Annotated in this window: 8 protein-coding genes; 7 read left to right on the forward strand and 1 reads right to left on the reverse strand. The window is 52.2% G+C overall.

Translation table 11 applies throughout. The annotated features are described in order from the left end of the window. Window positions 1–143 precede the first annotated feature (143 nt). The 7 genes from BMW93_RS32225 to BMW93_RS32255 all read left to right on the forward strand — a co-directional run bounded on the left by BMW93_RS32225 (window position 144) and on the right by BMW93_RS32255 (window position 10,915). Window positions 144–1,385, forward strand: coding sequence for an MFS transporter (locus tag BMW93_RS32225; protein ID WP_229241064.1), 1,242 nt, complete (start codon window positions 144–146; stop codon window positions 1,383–1,385). A 342-nt stretch (window positions 1,386–1,727) separates the two neighbouring features. Next, window positions 1,728–2,249, forward strand: a complete 522-nt coding sequence (locus tag BMW93_RS32230) for a gluconate 2-dehydrogenase subunit 3 family protein (RefSeq protein WP_229241066.1) — start codon at window positions 1,728–1,730, stop codon at window positions 2,247–2,249. A gap of 23 nt (window positions 2,250–2,272) precedes the next feature. Next, on the forward strand, window positions 2,273–3,985 hold the full coding sequence (locus tag BMW93_RS32235) for a GMC oxidoreductase (RefSeq protein ID WP_090386428.1): 1,713 nt from the start codon (window positions 2,273–2,275) through the stop codon (window positions 3,983–3,985). A gap of 175 nt (window positions 3,986–4,160) precedes the next feature. Further along, a complete protein-coding gene (locus BMW93_RS32240) occupies window positions 4,161–4,826 on the forward strand; it encodes an RNA polymerase sigma-70 factor (RefSeq protein ID WP_090386430.1) in 666 nt (221 codons plus the stop codon). A 57-nt stretch (window positions 4,827–4,883) separates the two neighbouring features. Then, the gene (locus BMW93_RS32245) at window positions 4,884–5,900 is read left to right on the forward strand and encodes a FecR family protein (protein ID WP_090386432.1); all 1,017 of its coding nucleotides are present in this window, start codon (window positions 4,884–4,886) and stop codon (window positions 5,898–5,900) included. Between the two features lie 20 nt (window positions 5,901–5,920). Continuing rightward, window positions 5,921–9,388, forward strand: a complete 3,468-nt coding sequence (locus tag BMW93_RS32250) for a SusC/RagA family TonB-linked outer membrane protein (protein WP_090386434.1) — start codon at window positions 5,921–5,923, stop codon at window positions 9,386–9,388. Between the two features lie 27 nt (window positions 9,389–9,415). Beyond that, window positions 9,416–10,915, forward strand: coding sequence for a RagB/SusD family nutrient uptake outer membrane protein (locus BMW93_RS32255; RefSeq protein WP_090386436.1), 1,500 nt, complete (start codon window positions 9,416–9,418; stop codon window positions 10,913–10,915). Window positions 10,916–11,022: 107 nt separating this feature from the next. On the opposite strand, the gene BMW93_RS32260 is transcribed toward BMW93_RS32255, so the two are convergent. After that, window positions 11,023–19,131, reverse strand: coding sequence for a right-handed parallel beta-helix repeat-containing protein (locus BMW93_RS32260; RefSeq protein WP_090386438.1), 8,109 nt, complete (start codon window positions 19,129–19,131; stop codon window positions 11,023–11,025). Window positions 19,132–19,169 lie beyond the last annotated feature (38 nt).

Genomic DNA, 19,169 nt, shown 5'->3' on the forward strand with positions numbered 1-19,169 from the left:
CAAATGAAAGCAAGAGAAAGCGAGTATTATTCAAACAAAACTTTCTCTTTAAATTTTATTAATTTACCAACGAATAGCCGGGCTTATGTCCGGCTATTTGCATAATATTGCAAGTTATTCCGATGAAACCCATACAAAACCAAATGTCAACCGTCACAGCAACGCGCTCAGACGCTTCCTACCTTTTCAGTGCTCCCGTAATTGTCGCTGCCCTTGGTTACTTCGTAGATATTTATGATTTGCTCCTTTTCGGGATTGTCCGCCTGCCAAGCCTGGCAGCATTGGGGCTTTCCGAAGCGGATATTTCCGTAACCGGCGCGAGTATTCTCAACTGGCAAATGACCGGTCTGCTCATCGGAGGGATACTCTGGGGCATCCTGGGAGATAAAAAAGGGCGTCTTTCCGTACTCTTTGGCTCCATCATTACCTATTCGCTTGCCAATATCGCCTGTGGCTTCGTCCAGGATGTTACGGTTTACAAATTGCTCCGTTTCATCGCCGGGGTCGGCCTCGCAGGCGAGTTGGGCGCGGGCATCACGCTCGTGTCCGAGATACTTCCCAAGCAGCTGCGCGCCATCGGCACTTCGCTGGTAGCAGGTATTGGCTTGCTGGGCGCCGTGGTAGCTTATTTCACGGTAGAGTTTTTCGACTGGCGCTATGCGTATTTCATCGGCGGCGGGCTGGGTATTTCGCTGCTGCTGCTGCGGATCGGCGTTTTTGAATCGGGTATTTTTAAGGATATCAAAGACCAAAAGCACGTGGAGAAAGGTAACTTTTTTGCATTGTTTACCAATAAAGAAAGGCTTGGAAGGTATTTGCGGTGCATTGGAATCGGGCTGCCTACCTGGTTTGTGATCGGTATTTTGGCCACATTCAGCAACGAATTCGGAAGAGCGCTGGGTATCGACGAGCCAATTAAGCCGGGCCTTTCCATTATGTGGTGCTATGTAGGGCTTTCGGTGGGCGATCTTTGCAGCGGGTTCATCAGCCACTGGCTCGAATCGCGCAAGAAGGCCGTCTTTTACCTGATGATCTTTACATTGATATGCAGCCTGATTTACCTCTTTGCAGGCATTAAATCGGCCTCGTTTTTCTACACCATTGCCACTTTGTTGGGCTTCGGGATCGGTTACTGGGCCATGTTCGTGACCATCGGCGCGGAGCAGTTCGGTACCAACTTGCGCGCTACGGCGGCCACCACCGTCCCCAACATGGTGCGCGGAACGGTAGTGGGAATGACTACATTATTTGCTATTTTTAAAAGTTCTTTCACCGTCATTCAGGCTGGGGCACTCGTGGGGCTGATCTGTTTTGCAATCGGAATTTTCTGCATCCTGACGATCCCGGAAACGCACGGACGGGACCTGGATTTTCTGGAAGAGTGACGCGCTTTGGTCGGTATGGTCAGGGATAGTTAAGTGTGGTCAGGAAATGGTCATGTGTGGTCAGGAAATAGTCAAGTGTGGTCAGGAAATGGTCAAGTGTGGACAGGAAATGGTCAAGTGTGGACAGGAAATAGTCATGTTTGGTCAAGGATCGTCAGGTGTAGTCATGCCTGATCATCGGCAAAGTGGGAGGAGAACTTTACATTGTTTTAATAAAGGCCAATCCCCGACAATGAATGACAATTTCCTGACAATAGATGACTAACAATGACAATCCCTGACAATAAATGACAAAAATAAAAAACGATAATATTTACAAATACCACGATAAACAAAACGAAGATGGAAAGACGCGTAGCGCTTAAAAGTATGGCAGTGGCCATGGGCGCCATGGCGGGTTTGCCTGCGTGGGCATCCGGTTGGAACAAAAGTGCAGTGGCGAAGAGCGGGTTGCTTTCGGCAGACCAATCCAAAAATCTTACGATGATCGTCGAAACCATCATTCCCAAAACCGACACACCGGGAGCGGGAGAGCTGGGAGTAGGTGATTTTGTGCAGAAAATGGTGAAGGATTGCTACGATTCCAAAGCCCAGGCCAGCCTCGCAAGCGGCATTTCGAATATCGACGAGCAGAGTGTTCAGCGTTTCGGAAAGTCGTTCACGGATGCCAGCAAAGAACAGCGCCTGCAAATCCTGTCGGAAATCGAAAAGGGCAGCGACGCGGCGCAGAAGGGCTTTTTTAGTATGGTCAAAAACCTCACGATCCAGGGCTACATGACGTCCGAATACGTGATGACCAACATTACCCATTACGAAATGATCCCGGCCCGCTACCATGGGTGTGTACCTGTTAAAAAAGGTTGAAAGGGAGGATTACAACCGAAACTATGGCAAATTTTAATATTGATAGTAAAAAAGCCCGTACCTACGATGCCATTGTGATTGGCTCGGGGATCAGCGGCGGCTGGTCGGCGAAGGAACTGACCGAAAAAGGCTTGAAAACCCTCGTGCTCGAACGTGGGCGGGATGTGCAGCACATCAAGGATTATCCTACCACGAACATGATGCCGTGGGAATTCGAGCACCGCGAGCGCCTGACCAAAGAAATTGCGGACGCCAACCCGATCGCGGCGCGTTGCTATAACTTCAAGGAATCGTCGATGCACTTTTTCGCGAAGGATAACGAGCATCCCTACATTCAGGAGAAGCCATTCGACTGGCTGAGGGGTTACCAGGTGGGCGGTAAATCATTGCTTTGGGCGCGGCAGACGCAGCGTTGGAGCAAGTACGATTTCGAAGGGCCGGCGCGCGATAAATTCGCGGTGGAATGGCCGATCGGCTACGACGACATTGCGCCCTGGTACAGCCACGTGGAGAAGTTCGCGGGGATTACCGGCAACAAAGACGGCATCGACGCATTGCCCGATGGCGAGTTCCTGCCCCCGCACGACTTGAACTGCGTAGAAAAGTATTTCAAAGAGCAGGTTTCCAAACAATATAAAGACCGCCACATTATCATCGGCCGTGCGGCACATATCACCGAGCCGCAGCAAATCCATCTCGATCAGGGGCGTGCCAAATGCCAGCACCGCGTGATGTGCGAACGCGGGTGCCCGTTCGGGGGGTATTTCAGCAGCAATGCGTCCACCATTCCCTGGGCGATGAAAACCGGTAATCTGACGCTCCGCCCGCATTCGGTGGTGCATTCGATCATTTACGACGACAAGACGCAGAAAGCTTCGGGCGTGCGGGTGATCGATTCGAACACGAAAGAAACGATCGAGTTCTATGCCAATATCATTTTCCTCAATGCGGCCGCGCTGAACTCGAACCTCGTATTGCTGAACTCGACATCGAGCCGGTTTCCGAACGGGTTGGGCAACGACAGCGGATTACTCGGTAAATACGTGGCATTCCACAACTACCGCGCAACGGTTTCGGGCGAATACGAGGGCTTCCTCGATTCGACGACCGACGGGAAGCGCCCTAACAGCGGCTACATTCCCCGGTTCCGTAACGTTTACAAGCAGGAAACCGACTTTTTGAGAGGATATGCAGCCGGTTTCGGTGCCAACCGCAATACATATAACGACCGCAGCGGCCTGGGCGATTCGCTGAAAGCCGGTTTGCACGAAACCAAATACGGCAACTGGAGCATAGGCTCGCACATGATGGGCGAAACCATTCCGAAGGAAAGCAATTTCGTGGCACTCGATAAGGACAGCAAAGACCAATGGGGTATACCGACCATGCGGATCAACGTCGATTACGATGATAACGACGAGAAGATGATCAAGGATTATATGGAGCAGGTGAGCGAAATGTTTACCAAAGCAGGTTTCACCAATATCAGAACGAACGATAACCACCGCAATCCTGGCAACGACATCCACGAAATGGGCGGTGTGCGCATGGGTAAGGATCCCAGGACGTCATTGCTGAACAAATGGAACCAGCTGCACCATTGCAAGAACGTATTCGTGACCGACGGTGCCTGCATGACATCGACCTCGACGCAAAACCCTTCGCTTACGTATATGGCACTCTCGGCACGCGCTGTCGACTATGCTGTGAAACAAATGAAGGCGAAGAATTTGTAACCCAAAAGAACTAGTTTTAGTAAAAGCCGCTATCCGCAGGGATAGCGGCTTTTTTTATTATCCGGTCATTATGGGTTAAGATATGATTAAAAAAAGTTTTAGTTTTTTTTAAATGAGGCTAAGGGATTTTAAGTGCAAAAAAGTCTTTTAATTATTACATACGAACAGATACTCAATGCACGATCCTTTGCTTAACCCGGAAACGAAGCGCCCTGGCCCATTTGTGTCTCCCGCACACGAAGGCAAGGCCCCAGTAAGTGAAATTGATTCTGCTACCTTCCTCAAATCGGCTTTCGAGCAAAATCCGGGGAAGGGCCTGGAACTGCTGTTTAAAAGATATTACAACCCGCTTTGCAGCCATGCCGTGCGGTTTGTGTATTCCAAACAGATCGCCGAGGACCTGGTGAGCGAGGTGTTCTTCCAGTTTTACCGCACGAAGGCTTACGAGAACATCACGACCTCGTACACCAGCTATCTGTTCCGCTCGGTACGTAACGAATGCTTTACGTATATGCGTAGAGAGTTCGGCAAGACCGATACGCTCGAAATGAACGAGGAGCATTCGATTTCAACCTACCATCAGCAGCCGGATGCCGAGATCCATTACAACAACCTGTTCCTGAAAGTGAACGAAGTGATTGCCCGGCTGCCCATGCAATGCCAGAAGGTGTTCCTGATGAGCCGTTTTGAAAACAAGAAATACCATGAAATAGCGGACGAGCTGCATATCTCGCCCAAAACCGTAGAAGTACACATCTCCAAGGCATTGAAACACCTTCGCTCCGCCCTTCACGGCGAATGGATGATCTCGCTTTGCCTTGCCATTTTGAATATCCTCTAAACCTAGCCCGGAAAGCTTGCCTGGACGGTTCTCGTCAACGTTGTAAACCGAACAAAAATGGAAAAAATTATATCGAAATATACGCTTTTCGAGTACCTGAGCGGGCGCGCCAATCCGCTCGAAAGGAAGCTTGTGGAAGAGTGGATCACCCAGAAGGAGAATGCGGAAACATTCCATCGGTGGCTGCTCGAATATGAAACCCAATCCCCCCAGTTCGTTCCCGATCAGGAGGCTGCTTTGGCAAACCTGCTTCGGCGGGTCGATTCGGCGATGGAGGAAGTTGAGGGAGAATGGAGGAAGGAGGAAGGGGAGGAGGAGCGCGTTCCTTCCTGGCTTGGGCGGAGGAGCAACCGCTTCTGGCTGGCGGCGGCATCGGTAACATTGCTGCTGAGCTGCGGCTGGGCATTTCGCGAGCCGATTCAATACAAATCGTACCAGACAGCCTACGGCCAGACGACCGACGTATACCTCGAAGACGGAAGCCGGGTGGCATTGAATTCGAACTCCAGACTGAAAGTACCCAGACTGGGCTTCTGGGGCGACGTGCGCGAAGTGGCGTTGGAAGGTGAGGCCGAGTTTTCGGTGAGCCATACGATTGACCATAAGCGATTTGTGGTGAAGACTTCCAAAGAATTCCAGGTGGAAGTGCTCGGGACGACATTCTCGGTATTTGCCCGGCCAAGGGGTACCAAGGTAGCATTGAAATCCGGCAGCGTGCGCATCGATTATTCCCAGAATAACCAGCGCAGGGAAGTAATGATGGAGCCCGGCGACCTCGCATTTCTCGATCAGGAAGGCGCTGTGCAGCTGGAAAGAAAACAGGACGTCAAAACATTCGCACCGTGGACCGAGCAGCGCTATGTGTTCAACGGGACGCCTGTGAAGGAAATACTCGCGATGATCGAGGAGAATTTTGGGCAGAAAGTAAGCCTCTCCGATTCTAACATCGCCCAGCGGTCGATTACCGGCAATTTCAAGACGAAAAACGCGGAAGAACTTTTAAAAACGATCTCGGAAGTACTTGACCTAAGGGTCGAGCAAAACGGTGGAAGCATCCTTTTAACGAACAATTAATTATTCCAAACCATTTGATTATGAATCTAACGCTATCAGCCAAGCAATGGGTGGCGATCGGGATTGTGTTGATGACACATTCCTCCCGGATCGTGCATTCCCAGGTCATTGCATTTGCGTCGATGCCGACCAAGCAGCATACTTCGCTCGGTCAGGAAATGAAGCTTAAAAACGTTTTGCTCGATCTTCAAAGACATTATGGAGTAGAAATCATTTTCGAAGACCGCCTGGTCGGTTCCGTGAACGTAGCTTCCAGCAACCTGGATTTTAATCAGCCTATCGAAAAAAACCTCGATGTGCTGCTGCGGCAAAACGGTTTGAAATACAAAAAGACGAGAAAGAATACCTTCGTCATTACCGAAGGAAAAGCAAAGGAAGCGACGCCGGTGAGGGAAAGCAAGGACGAGGCGATGGCACTGCCGGAGGGGCAGATGACCCAGGAAAACCTGACCGCACCGGCACAGGTAACCCAGGCGGCCGTTGACAGGACCATCAAAGGGACCGTTTCGGACGAAAAAGGAGCATCGCTGCCCGGCGTGAGTGTGATATTGAAAGGTACCCAGCGTGGAACTTCCACCGATGCTCAGGGCGATTTCAGCCTGGATATTCCGGAAGGCGGCCAACCGGTACTCGTTTTCAGCTTTGTGGGCTACAAATCCCAGGAGGTAATCGTGGGAAACCAGTCGGCGCTGAAGGTAAATCTGGGGCCCGACGAGAATGCATTGGAAGAGGTTGTGGTAGTGGGGTATGGTACTGTTAAAAAATCCGACCTTACCGGCGCCGTGGGTACCGTAAAAGCCGAAGTGTTGCAGGAACGCCCGGCTTCTTCCCTGAACCAGGGATTATCCGGTCGCATTACCGGGGTGAACGTGTCGTCAAACTCGGGTCGCCCGGGTGGACGCGCCAACATACGCATACGTGGAGCCAGCTCTATCAGTGTTTCCAACAACCCTCTTTACGTAATCGACGGGGTGATCCTGAATGCCGTGGAATTGGCCAACGGTAGTACACCGATCGATTACCTTAACCCGAACGACATCGCGTCCATCGAAGTTCTGAAAGATGCTTCGTCCACAGCGATCTACGGTGCACGCGGTGCCAACGGGGTGATCCTCGTAACGACCAAACGCGGTACATCAGGAGGCGGAAGAGTAACCTACGACACCGATTTCAGCATTGGCGTAGCACCCAAGAAACTTCCTGTTTTGAATTCGAAAGAGTTTTTGCAGGTGGAAGAAACCATTTACGCTAACGCGGCGAAGTATGACCCCGTGGGCTGGGCTACCGGTACCAAATACACCGATCCCAAGCTGAAACGGACCAATCCGCTGCTTTTCGATTCGAACGGTAACCCATTGTACGACACCGATTGGCAGAAAGAAACTTTCCAAAAGGCATTCACCCAAAACCACCAGCTCGGTTTCACGGGCGGTAGTGAAAAAGGGAGTTTCGGAGCATTCCTGAACTACCGTAACGAGGACGGTATCATCAAGGATTCGTGGCAGAAGCGTTTCTCAGGCCGTTTTGTATTTGATTCACAAATCAAAAGCTGGCTGAAAGTAGGCGGTACGCTGGGCTACACGGATCAGAACGAGAAGCAGATCGATCAACTTGGCGGCGGCGGTATCACGGCCATGCGCCAGGTGCTGGAAGCATTGCCGATCATCCCGGTGAAATATCCCGACGGTCGTTGGGCCAGTAACCGCGATTACCCGGGTATGGAAGGAGGCGATAGCCCGCTTCGCGTCGTCGCTGAACGCCTTTATTACCTGAAAACGCAAACGATGCTGGGTAATATGTATGCCAACATCCGCCTTGCCGACGGGCTGGAACTGCGCTCTACCGTGGGTGCGAACGTGATCAACCAGCGTAATGACTACTTCGCGGCCGCAGGGCTCCAATACATTTCCAGCAATGGCGACGCGTCCGTGAGCAGCAGCCGGTACAACTCATGGCAGTTTGAGAACTACCTGACTTATTTCAGAGATTTCGGCAAGATACATTCGATCAATGCAATGCTCGGTTTGTCGTGGCAGCACGTGGACCGGTTCGATAACGCGGCTCGCAGCCAGAACTTCACGGATACTTATTTTCAGTTTAACAACCTTGCAGCAGGTGCAACGGCATTGGCACCAAGCTCCCTGGCACAGGCGTATGGTCTGAACTCGTACTTTGCGAGGATCAATTACAGCCTGATGAACAAGTACCTGGTGACATTCACGGGGCGTCTCGATGGTTCGTCGAAATTCGGGGATGCGAACCGCTATGCATTCTTCCCGTCGGCGGCATTGGCCTGGCGTGTGAACGAAGAAGAGTTCCTGAAAAACTCGCCTACCATTTCCAACCTGAAAATCCGCGCAAGCTATGGCGCAACCGGTAACTCGGAAATCCCGGCATACCGCGCATTGGCGGGGCTGGCGAGCTCGGATGTAATCTTCGGCGGTACCCGCAATATCGGTATCGGCGTAGGCCGTATGTCGAACTCCAACCTGCAATGGGAAAAGACGCAGCAGGTGGATTTGGGCATTGAACTCGGTTTGTTCCAGAACCGTGTGAACCTGGAACTGGACTTGTACCGCAGAAAAGTGAACGAAATGTTGCTGGACGCGCCACTTCCATTGAGCAGCGGCTACACGAGCATCTTCACCAACGTCGGCAGCATGGAGAACAAAGGCTTCGAATTCGCGATCAACTCTACCAATATCAAGGCGGGTGATTTCTCTTGGAGCACTACATTTAATATTTCTGTAAACAAAAATAAAGTACTGGCGCTCTCGGGCGGTAGCGATATCTTCTCGGGTGCGACTGTCATCCGTGTAGGCGAACCGGTGGGTTCTATGTTCGGACGTGTGCATGAGGGTATCTGGTCCACAGCGGAAGCTGAGCAAGCCAAGAAATACAATATGCTACCTGGCGACGTGAAGTACAAAGACCTTAACAACGACGGCACGATCAACGATAACGACCGTACGATCATTGGTAAAGGTATTCCCGATGGCTTTGGTACATTCCTCAACACATTCAACTACAAGCAATGGTCGCTGACGGTTGATTTGCAATACATGTACGGCAACGACGTGCTCGACAGAAGTATTCACTCTGCCGAAGACCGCCAGGGTATCGCCAACAGCTATAAAACCGTGTTGAATGCCTGGACAGAAACGAACCAGAATACGCCGATCGCGCAGATCCGTCCGATCAACGCTTATTACACGACCAACAACGACAGCCACAAGGTAACTGACGCTTCGTTTATCCGCGGACGCAACCTGTTGCTCGCTTACCTGTTCCCGGCGCACATTGCTTCGAAAATGAAACTGGAACGTCTGAGAGCTTACGCATCCGTTCAGAATTTCTTTTTGTCTACCAAATACAAAGGTTATGACCCAGAGGTTTCCAACTCCGGATCGCCCTTCGACCAGGGATTTGGTTTGTACGACTATCCGAAGCCAAGAGTATTCATGCTCGGTCTGAACATCGGTTTATAACAATATTGACTCTTACTGAAAGTAACAATGACAATCATATCAAAGAAAATCGGTTTGCTCGCAATGCTGAGCTTATTCGGGGCCACAAGCTGCTCCGACTTCCTGGAAGAATCCGATCCCAGCAATTTTACCGAAGAGAACTATTTTACGCAGCCTGCGCATGCCAGAAGCTCGGTGAATGCGATTTATACGCCTTTACGTGAACCTATGGTAAGCGGGTTCGGTGGCGGACCGTGGATGATGCCCGAGTTTGCGACCGGATTGGCGGGTACGGACCTTGGTCAGGCTGTGAACAGCTATTTTATCAAAGACCTCCGGAACACTTCCGATAACAGCTACGGACAATCGTATTGGACGCAGTATTACAAAGGCATTGCCGGCGCCAACCTCTCCCTCGCGAGGATACCAGGCATTACCATGGATGCCGCCGAGATGAAAAGGGTGTTGGGCGAGGCTTACTTTCTCCGTGCATTCTATTATTTCCAGCTCGTGCAGATGTTCGGTAACATCCCGCTTGTTACCGAGCCGGTAAACCTGCAATCCGATCAGCTCCGCCCGTCTGCGGCGACGCCGGAAGCGGTCTACAACCTGATTGTAGAAGATTTGAAAACAGCGGAAGCATCCGGACTTCCAATGACCGAAAACAGCGGAAAAGTGACGCTCGGTGCGGTGAAATCGCTGCTGGCGAAGGTATACCTGACGATGGCAGGCTATCCATTGCAAAAAGGCGCTGCCTATTATGACCTGGCTGCTAAAAAGGCCGAGGAGGTAATCGATTCGAAGGCATTCAAGCTCTTCACTTCCTATGACGACCTGCATAACCCGGCCAAGAAGAACATCGAGGAGAATATCTTCATGATCCAGTACAAAACCCAGCTGATCCCGTCGGGCTGGCAGGTTTCCATTATTCCTTATAACAAAAACATCTCGGCCTATTCCGATGAAACGGGCGGTATTTACGCGACGGGCGATTTTGTGAAGTCTTATGAAGCAGGTGATTTGCGTGTGAAAGAGAAGCAATTCTTCTTTACCAAATTCACCAACGAGAGCGACCGTAACAAGGAGGTTGATCTGGGGGGCTATTTTATCTACAAACATTTTGATAATGTAGCGCAGACCAGCAGCGCCAACAGCGATTTGAACTGGCCGGTGATCCGTTACGCCGACGTGCTTCTGATGTACGCGGAAGCATCCAACGAGGTAGGAGGGCCGTCGGCCAAAGCTTACGAGGCGGTGAACTCGATCCGTACGCGGGCGCAGCTGCCTGCACTCGCGGGACTTACCAAAGACACATTCCGTGAGGCAGTATGGGCCGAACGCTGGCACGAACTGTGCTTCGAAAACATCACCTGGTTCGATATGGCGCGTTTGCGGAAGGCTTTCAATGTGACCACGAAGAAGTTTGAAAATTATGTAGGCCATAAATTCTCTTACGGCCCTACCGTCACGGAGCGCGAACTTCTTTTCCCGATCCCGACCGCCGAAGTACGCAACAATACCAATCTTAAACAGAACGCAGGATATTAGCAGAACAGGTTAATCATTAAACTTAGTTAGTTTAATAGTAGATAGTAAATAAAAATGCCGCCGGAATTTCCGGCGGCATTTTTGCTATACAACTAATCTGATGAAAATTATCTGTTAACCATAATCTTCGAGTTCTCGACCTTGCCGTTCAACCGGCTGATCTCTACCACGTACATACCCGCGGCTACATTGCGCAGGCTGACGAGCGCTGTCGGCTGGTTGCCGGAGTCGTAGATGGTACGGCCGAGCATGTCGTAAATGCGGACCTGCTTCACCTGGTTCCAGTTGGTGGTGTTGATCTTCATGTGATCGCTTACCGGGTTTGGATAGAGTGTCGTGATCACTTCCGAACCGAAGTTGAGGTTCACGATGCGGCTGTAAGCGAACGTGTTGTCGTGATCCACCATTTTCAGACGATAGAAATTCGCGCCTTCCACCGGCTCGTCGTGGCGGAATGAGTAAGTACGTTTCACGGTACTTTCGCCATTCGAAGCCAATGTTCCGACAATCTCCCAGTTTTTGCCATCAATGCTGTGCTGGATGTCGAAGCGGTCGCTGTTGGTTTCTTCCGAAGTCGCCCAGGTCAGCAATGCGCTGCTTTCTTCTTTAACAGCATTGAACGAAATAAGCGTAACCGGCAGCGGGCTCGACGAGCTGCTCAATGTCCACGGGGAGAACTGCGTCACGTTGAATGCGGTGGTCGTGTACAGATCGCCGCTGAGCGAAGCCGTGAATGCATCGGTTTTCTTCTCCCATGCCGACCCATTGTAGCGGTAGCCATAGAGCGTTCCCGCGCTCTGGCCGTTCAGGAAGTCTTTGAGGAAACTCAGCTTCACACCATTTCTTCCCGCGCTGGCATTTCCAGGCGTGATGGTCCACAGCACATCGATGGCACCTGCATTGAATGTCGGCGCGATCGGATCGGTGGTGGTGACCCGCTCGATGATGAGCGTGCCGAGGTCGGCACCTGCCGGCAGGTTGACGCCCAGGAAGCTGATTGCGCCCGTGCCTACCGGACGGCTGAGCATTATGGCCTTGCCGAGAATATGGCTTGCCGAGCTTTCAGCCTTTGGACCTGTGGTAATGTCGGTCGCATTGGTATTGAATGCTATCGGCGCAGTGGCCGCATTGAGTATGCCGCTGGTGAACGTCAGCTTACCCTCGATGATGGCCGGCAGGGTAGGTCCTCCGCCCGGTATCGTGAAGTTGCCGTCGATATCCACCGTCGCATCGTCATCCGCAAAGAGGATCGATGCCAGCGCATTTCCGTTCCGGTCGAAAGTGACACCATCTTTCAGGGTAATGTTGTTCACGGTAGAGCCGTTGGTGGCCGCTGCGGAAATGGCAGTCAGCGTGCTGCCTGTCAGTTTAATTTGAGTAGAACCGACTACTGCCTGTGCGTCTTTCCCAAGTACCTGAACACCGTAAACCAAAGGCTGGTCGATCACAACGTTGTTAGTCAATGTAACCTTGACCGTCGCATTGTTGGTATTCGAAGTATTGTCTTTCACGACTACACCGTTCGTCGCGGAGTTGATCGTAACGCCGTCAACCGTATACGCGCTTGATTCCGAGTTCGATCCGGTATTATCCGGATAGCCATCAAAGTTGTTTGCAAATACCCCGTTCAGCACGGTCGAAACAGTCCCGCCTTTCACAGTTACCGTATTCGAAGGGTTATTCCAAAAGTGATAACCGCTGGAAACGCCCGCTATACCGGTAATGGTGTTGTTTTCCACAACCGGCGCCACAGTGCCCTGCGTCGAGCTGATCATGATACCGTCGTTCAACGTCGAGCCTGCCAACGCGGTAATCGTGTTGTTCTTGATCGAGAAATTGGAAGCATTCGAATAGGTCAGGTTTTGCCAGATACCTTTGCGGCTCGCCTCGATCGTGTTGGATTCGATGGCGTGGCTGTTGCCCGGGTCGGCCTGCGAGAAGTTGCCGGTTTGCACACCGATGCGCACGGCGGTCATCACGTTGTTGGTCACATTGGCATAACCATTGTTGTACAGCAACACACCGATACCGTAAACCGTCGGAAGCAGGTTGTTGAACTTGTTGTCGCTCACCACGTTGCCGGTGGTGGCGGTCCCGCTTTCGTTGTAAATATCGATGCCCGCGTAGTTGAGGTTTTGGACAATGTTGTTTTTAACCATCATATTGGTCACCCCGCCAGTCGCCGCGATACCTTCGGCTGCATTCACGTCGGCAGAGCCCATTGCGGCGCCACCGGAAACAGCCGGATTATCCCCATCGATCGTGAAACCGTCGATTTCAACACCCGTTAATGCACCATCTACCGAAATAATGATCCCGTCGGAAGAATTGTTCGTGGCAGGAACTATAATCGATTCATTACCGCGACTACCGGTGTTGGGGTTAATGCCTGCATTGGCCCCGAGCAGTTTCACCGCCTTGTTCACCGTCACGGCCTCGGCATAAGTGCCTTCCTGCACGTTTACATTCCAGCCCGCCTGCGCGGCATCGACGCCCCGCTGGATTTTGGGCGTAAGTGTGGCAGGTGTGAAACTGAGCGGTGTAACATATGCATTGCCGGATTTTACAGTAGCAAACCCGAGTACCGAATCGTCGATTTTGTGAACAATTTTGTTCTCAACCTTATAAAGCGAGGCCAGCGACATGCCCGAGGCCGATTCCAGCCCCGAACCTACATCGAACTTGTTGTTGCTTGCATCCACATTACCGCTCCACGGTGCCATCACGGTTATCGGTGCTGCGGTATTGCCCGTCTGCGCATCCATGGTGATGAAGTTTGCGAGCGACCCGGCGAATTCGTTCTCATTACCCGCGGTACCGATATTGAATGTGCCGAAAACGGGGTTATCGTTATCATGGTTGTAGAATGCGATACCGGTTCCGCCGGCCGAAGTAGCGCCGTTGAACTTGTTGTTGGTAAACGTGGCTCCCACAACAGGCGCATAATACCCGCTCGACGAGCTAAATTCTTTGGTATTGACCGTTACATGGCGGAATGTGGTAGAACTGGAAAGCGGGTTCAGTATGTTGTTGTTGATCGTCACACCCTGCACGTTTTCCAGGCTGATGCCCCATTCGTAGCCATTCAACGTGTTGTTGCTCACGGTGATCGGCTTGTTATTGTAGTTGTTTTTCAAACGGAGCACAGCCGTGCCGGAAGCGTTGGCGGCAACACCTTCGAAGGTGTTGTTGTTAATCGTCAGACCCGTTGAGGAAGCATTCATTTCCGGGACTTCCACACCGCCTCCCTTGAACTGGTTATCGCTGATATTAACGGCGCCGTTACTGGCAAAACGAACGACTACATCGTGGCTGATTGTCGTCAGGTCGTTGTTGGTGAATGTACCCGCTGCCTCGTCCGTCGCGATACCCGCGCGGAACCCGTTTGCGCCCACGCCGGTCACTGTGTTATGCGTGTAAATTACCTCGTTCACACCGCCTGTCGCATTGCGATAGTTGGTAGGGCCGCCGTAATTGACACTCACCGCATTCCGGTCGCCATAGTTGCCGGCCATCGCGGTACCATAAGCTTCGATCAGGTTGTTGGTGACCGTAATCTTGTCGATCCCCGCACCGCTGGCGACAATCGCACTTTTCAATTTGGACACGTCCACCTTGAAATTCAGGTTGTCGATCAACACATTGTCGGCGGAGACGTCGAAAATAGTCAGTTTTCCGGAAGGCGTTCCGGTGAAGTTAACGACCGGACGGTTGGCAGTAGCGCTTTGGATCGTTACGGATTTATTGACGATCACCTGTTCATCGAAAATACCTTCTCCCACTTTGATCACATGGCTATCGAGCGTTTTGGTGCTCGCTACCGCCGCATTGATCGAGCAGAAGCTGATGCCGGTCTGGACATTGACTACAAATCCCGCAACCGCATTGTAGAACACGTCGCGAACGGTGTTGCCGGTGTTGCCGGAAACCTCGATACCGCATGAGTAAGGCGCATTACCCCGACCGAAGAACTGGTCGGCAAAGTTACTTTGATCGCCGTCAGTAGTAGAGTATGCAACATAAGGCAAATGGCCCGACTGGCGCTGAACGTCCACTTCGTTACCCGAAACCGGGTTGTTGACCACCTTGTGATTGGTACCTTCCACGACAATGCCAAAACCTTCGCTGGTGCTGGGCTGGTTGAAGCCTGTTACGGTGTTGCCTGTAACCACCACTCCGGTTGGAACATCCACATTACCATTCGATTCGATCACGCCGCGGCGGTATACCGCGATACCCGCAAGGTCGCGTGCCTCGCCGCCCGGTAATGTTCCCATGGTAACCGTGTTGTTTCTCACAATGATGGAGCCGTCGAGTGAGGCGTCGGTGCTGCCGGTACCGTTCGGATTTTTGATTTCAATACCAAAACGGCCGTTTACTTTAATGGTATTGCCTTCGATGATGTTCGGCCCCGCTCCATTCGTCAGCCCGATAAGCCCGATAGAGCTGTCGTTACCTTCGATGTTGTTGTCCTTGATCAGCACGCCCGAAGCACTACCATCTTGCAACTCGATTCCGCAGCAGTTGTTGTTTTTAACGGTCGAATTTTTAATGGTAATGTGGGTTTTCAGTCCATTCCAGATCACGATGCCGCGTGCGCCCGCGCCGTTGTTTTCGGCGGTCAGGTCGTCGATCGTCACCATGTCGACGGGTCCGTTGGCATAGAAACCGGAAGCCGAAGTATTGTTGGAACTCACCACGTGCAGGATGGTCAGGTTATTGTTGCCACCTACTGCGTAGATACCCGCATTGCTGTTGCCATTGGCACCGGTGTAGTTTTTAATGCTCAGGTTTTGAATGGTAACCCCTGTTTTACCGGTATTGATCACGATCCCCGAGCCTGTGCCCGCGAGCCCGGTACCATCCAGGATCACGCCGGCTTTGGATTCGCCGCTCAGTGTGAGTGCTTTCGAAAGCGTCACGCGCTCGTTGTAAGTACCGTTCGCGATCGCGATCTCGTGGCCATCCTGGGTGTCGCTATCGTCCACCGCGGCTTGAATAGTTGCAAATGTCTCGTTGGTATTGATGTTTTTAACATTGAACTCGCAAGGCGCGGAGGTTTGAAAACCTGTTGTGCCCGGCTGATCGTCTGTTCCGTTGGTCAGTTTCGGTGTAGCTGTAATGCTGCCGCCCCCGGTGCTGCTCAGCAATTCGCCGCCATCGAACCAGTTACAGGACGCATCGGCAGCTCCCGAACCTTCATTCACAATATCAAAGGTCAGTGAGCCGATGAAGCTGTTGCTGTTGATCTTCGCCGGAGAGCCGGTATTGGTGCTTCCACCCGATTTACGTACCACCACGCCTTTGCCGGTCGCATTGAAAATGTTGTTCGACACGATGACCGGAGTAGAGCCGGTATTGTAGTCCGGAGCGGTGTTGCCGGTGTACGAGCCGCCGAGCCACGCAATGCCTTCCGAATAGCCGGTAACCTCGTTGTTCTGGTAGGTCACACTCTTGGCGCCGGAACGGGATGTTACCCAAAATGCCGTCTGACGGTTTTTGTCGGCCGTATTGCCGGGTGTATCATTCGTAAACTTGTTGCCGCTGATGGTAATCTCGGCACCGTCATTGTGCCCGTTTTCCCAGATACCTTTAATGGCGGCCGGTTGCGTCGCATCCGGGGCACCGGTTACGGTAAACTCGTTATTGATGATCTTCAAGCCATCATAAGCGGTACCGCCGCTGGTAGCCGACTGGATCGCGTAAGTCACCGAGTATTTCGAATTGGCATCGTCGCTCACACCGGTTCCGTTGATGAAGAACTTGTTGTTGCTGATCTCGATGTTCTTTCCATAAACATAATGGATACCGATGTTCTGGAAGTTATCGGCTGCCGCGGCGCTTGCATTCAAATCCGCCGGGATATGGAATTCGTTGCCGGTGATTTTCATATTGTCGGCTACATCCACGGGGCCGTTGACGTGGTCGGCGATGATCGATACGTCGAACCCTTTGAGGATCAGGTTGCTGACCGTCCAGTTTTTGAAACTGCTTCCGGTCTTGCTGTTCAGGAAGAGGAAAGTTTCCAGCGAAGTGACAGCCAGATCGCCTCCACCGTCCACGGTTGCGCCCGAATTGGAAGTAATGGTAACCCCGTTTACAGCCGCCGGTGGCGTAATACTGTAATTATCGCCATTGCCGGTCACAGTTCCGATACCGTCAGCCGCTTTGGCATTGGTACCTTTTGCCCATTCTGACGCCGCATTGGATTCGGTCCAGTCGAAGTTGCCATTCAATGTAATGGTCTGGTTCTCCTGCACGCAGCCGATAGCGTTCGCGAGAATGCGGTAGTTGTTGTTAGCTGCGGTGAAAGAGCCGGTAACGGCGTCCACATTCAATGGCGAGCCGGTCGGTACGAAGTTGGTCGCCATAGGTCCCGGTGCCGGAATGTTGATCAGCCATGGCGCGGTAGTCAGGTCGCCGATCTTGTCGCCCGCGAACGAAGCGAAGAAGGCCGGTGCGGAGCCGCCGAATTGTGCCGGGGTCTGGTCGCCGTAGCCGGGTTCGCCTGCTGCCAATGCTTTGGTTTCGGCAGCATTGGTATTGAAAGTATTACAGCTCATGTCCGCGTCGGTGTAAATACTCGTCGGCTGCGGGCCGTGTGCGTAAATGTCGGTATACCAGTTGCCGCTGAACGCATTGTACTTCACTTTCATGTTCGTAGCCGTGATACCGGAGCCGAAGGCATAGTTGAAAATGATCCCGTGAGTAAAGTTATCGCGGATGATATTGTTGGTAATGAGGGAATTACTAATATCGGATCCGAGCGAAATACCGGTGCGGTTTTTCTCGACAAGGCTGTTGGTGATCTTGAAACCTTGCTGCGTATGTGCGTAAATCGCGCTGCGCTGGTCGCGGACGGAGATCTGGTCGATCGTGACGTTGGCCGCATTGATGCTGATACCGGTATCACGCTTGCCTGCCTTCCAGACGGCGTCGGATTTCCCGTAGTCGCGCGTGAAGGAGAGGTTCTGGATTTTGGCATCGGCGGCGCTGATGGTGATCACCGTTCCCTGAATGCCGTAGTCATAAGTACCGCGGATAATGGCACCGTCGCGGCTCTCGCCGTTCAGGGTCAGTTTTTTGTTTAACAAAACATTATCACTGTAAACGCCGTTCGTAAGCGTCAAGACCGCGTCTGTGTTCGAAGCGGCAATCGCGTCGGCGATCGACGGGAAGTAGTTGAATGTACCGTGACCGCTGATATTGGTGCTGTTGGAGGAAACAAAATTGACGGTGCCGGGCCTTGGCTGTACCTGGTCGGCATAAATGACCGTCGTGTTATCGATGGCTCCGGTGTTGGTACCTGAGATCTGATTGGGATAGCTCACGCCCGGAAGTGTATTGTTCGCTTCCAGAATCGGCGCGGCGGGGTTGTCGTGGTCGCTTACGTTGAAACCGCCATTGGTATTACCTGCGAAAATAGTCGGGTTTGCGCTGCCCAGCCAGTTGTTGCGGAGTACGAGCTTGGTGCCTGGCGCCGTGTTGTCGTTCTCGATGCCGCCGGCCAGGTTACCCGTGATATTGTTACTGATCAGGTAGGCTTCAATCGGGGAGTTGGCATTGTCGGTGAGGATAAAACCGTAAGAACGGTTATTGGTCAGCTCATTATCGACAATGTAAATTTTCGATAACGGCGTGACGCCCGCGCTTCCCGGGAAGATAATGCCGGTGCGGTTGTCCTGAAACCGGTTTCTTTTGATCGTAATGTCGGTCGACCCCGGTTCGAGGTAAATGGCCGTCCGGTTGCGGTGGAAATAGCAGTTTTCGATCAAAACATTGTTCGCACCGGCTTGCAATGCTACCGAAATGCTCGGCGCTGCGGCGTTGGGCGGGATCACGCGCTGGATTTTGAGGTTCCAGAGTTCGGTGTTGCCTTGCAGGGAAAGCGGCCCCCCTGAGGCAGTTATGATAGAATTATCGCCTGCGGTACCGATGATCTTCACCCCGCTCTTGACGGTCAGCGAGGAAGCGATGTACGTACCGGCATCAAGCAAAATACGGTCGCCGGACGACGCTTCGGCCATCGCCTTGGTGAGCGACGCAAACGGCGAACCGGAAGACGTTCCCGCGTTGGAATCGTTTCCGGTGGCTGTTGTAAACTTGTCGTTGGCAGTAGAGTTATCGTTTACATAAATGATCTTTTGGGCATAGGATACCTGGCAGAGCGCCAGCAGGGCGGCCTGCAGCGCAATGCAAATAGCGAGTCGTTTCATAGTTATTGAGTCATTAGTTAAAAGAGCGGTTTGAGTAT

Origin of the sequence: Dyadobacter sp. SG02, from assembly GCF_900109045.1 — a bacterium.
In the GTDB taxonomy this organism is placed as follows: domain Bacteria; phylum Bacteroidota; class Bacteroidia; order Cytophagales; family Spirosomataceae; genus Dyadobacter.

Coding starts and splice junctions, on each gene's coding strand:
- BMW93_RS32225 (WP_229241064.1), top strand. CDS start 144: ATGTCAACCGTCACAGCAACGCGCTCAGACGCTTCCTACCTTTTCAGT.
- BMW93_RS32230 (WP_229241066.1), top strand. CDS start 1,728: ATGGAAAGACGCGTAGCGCTTAAAAGTATGGCAGTGGCCATGGGCGCC.
- BMW93_RS32235 (WP_090386428.1), top strand. CDS start 2,273: ATGGCAAATTTTAATATTGATAGTAAAAAAGCCCGTACCTACGATGCC.
- BMW93_RS32240 (WP_090386430.1), top strand. CDS start 4,161: ATGCACGATCCTTTGCTTAACCCGGAAACGAAGCGCCCTGGCCCATTT.
- BMW93_RS32245 (WP_090386432.1), top strand. CDS start 4,884: ATGGAAAAAATTATATCGAAATATACGCTTTTCGAGTACCTGAGCGGG.
- BMW93_RS32250 (WP_090386434.1), top strand. CDS start 5,921: ATGAATCTAACGCTATCAGCCAAGCAATGGGTGGCGATCGGGATTGTG.
- BMW93_RS32255 (WP_090386436.1), top strand. CDS start 9,416: ATGACAATCATATCAAAGAAAATCGGTTTGCTCGCAATGCTGAGCTTA.
- BMW93_RS32260 (WP_090386438.1), bottom strand. CDS start 19,131: ATGAAACGACTCGCTATTTGCATTGCGCTGCAGGCCGCCCTGCTGGCG.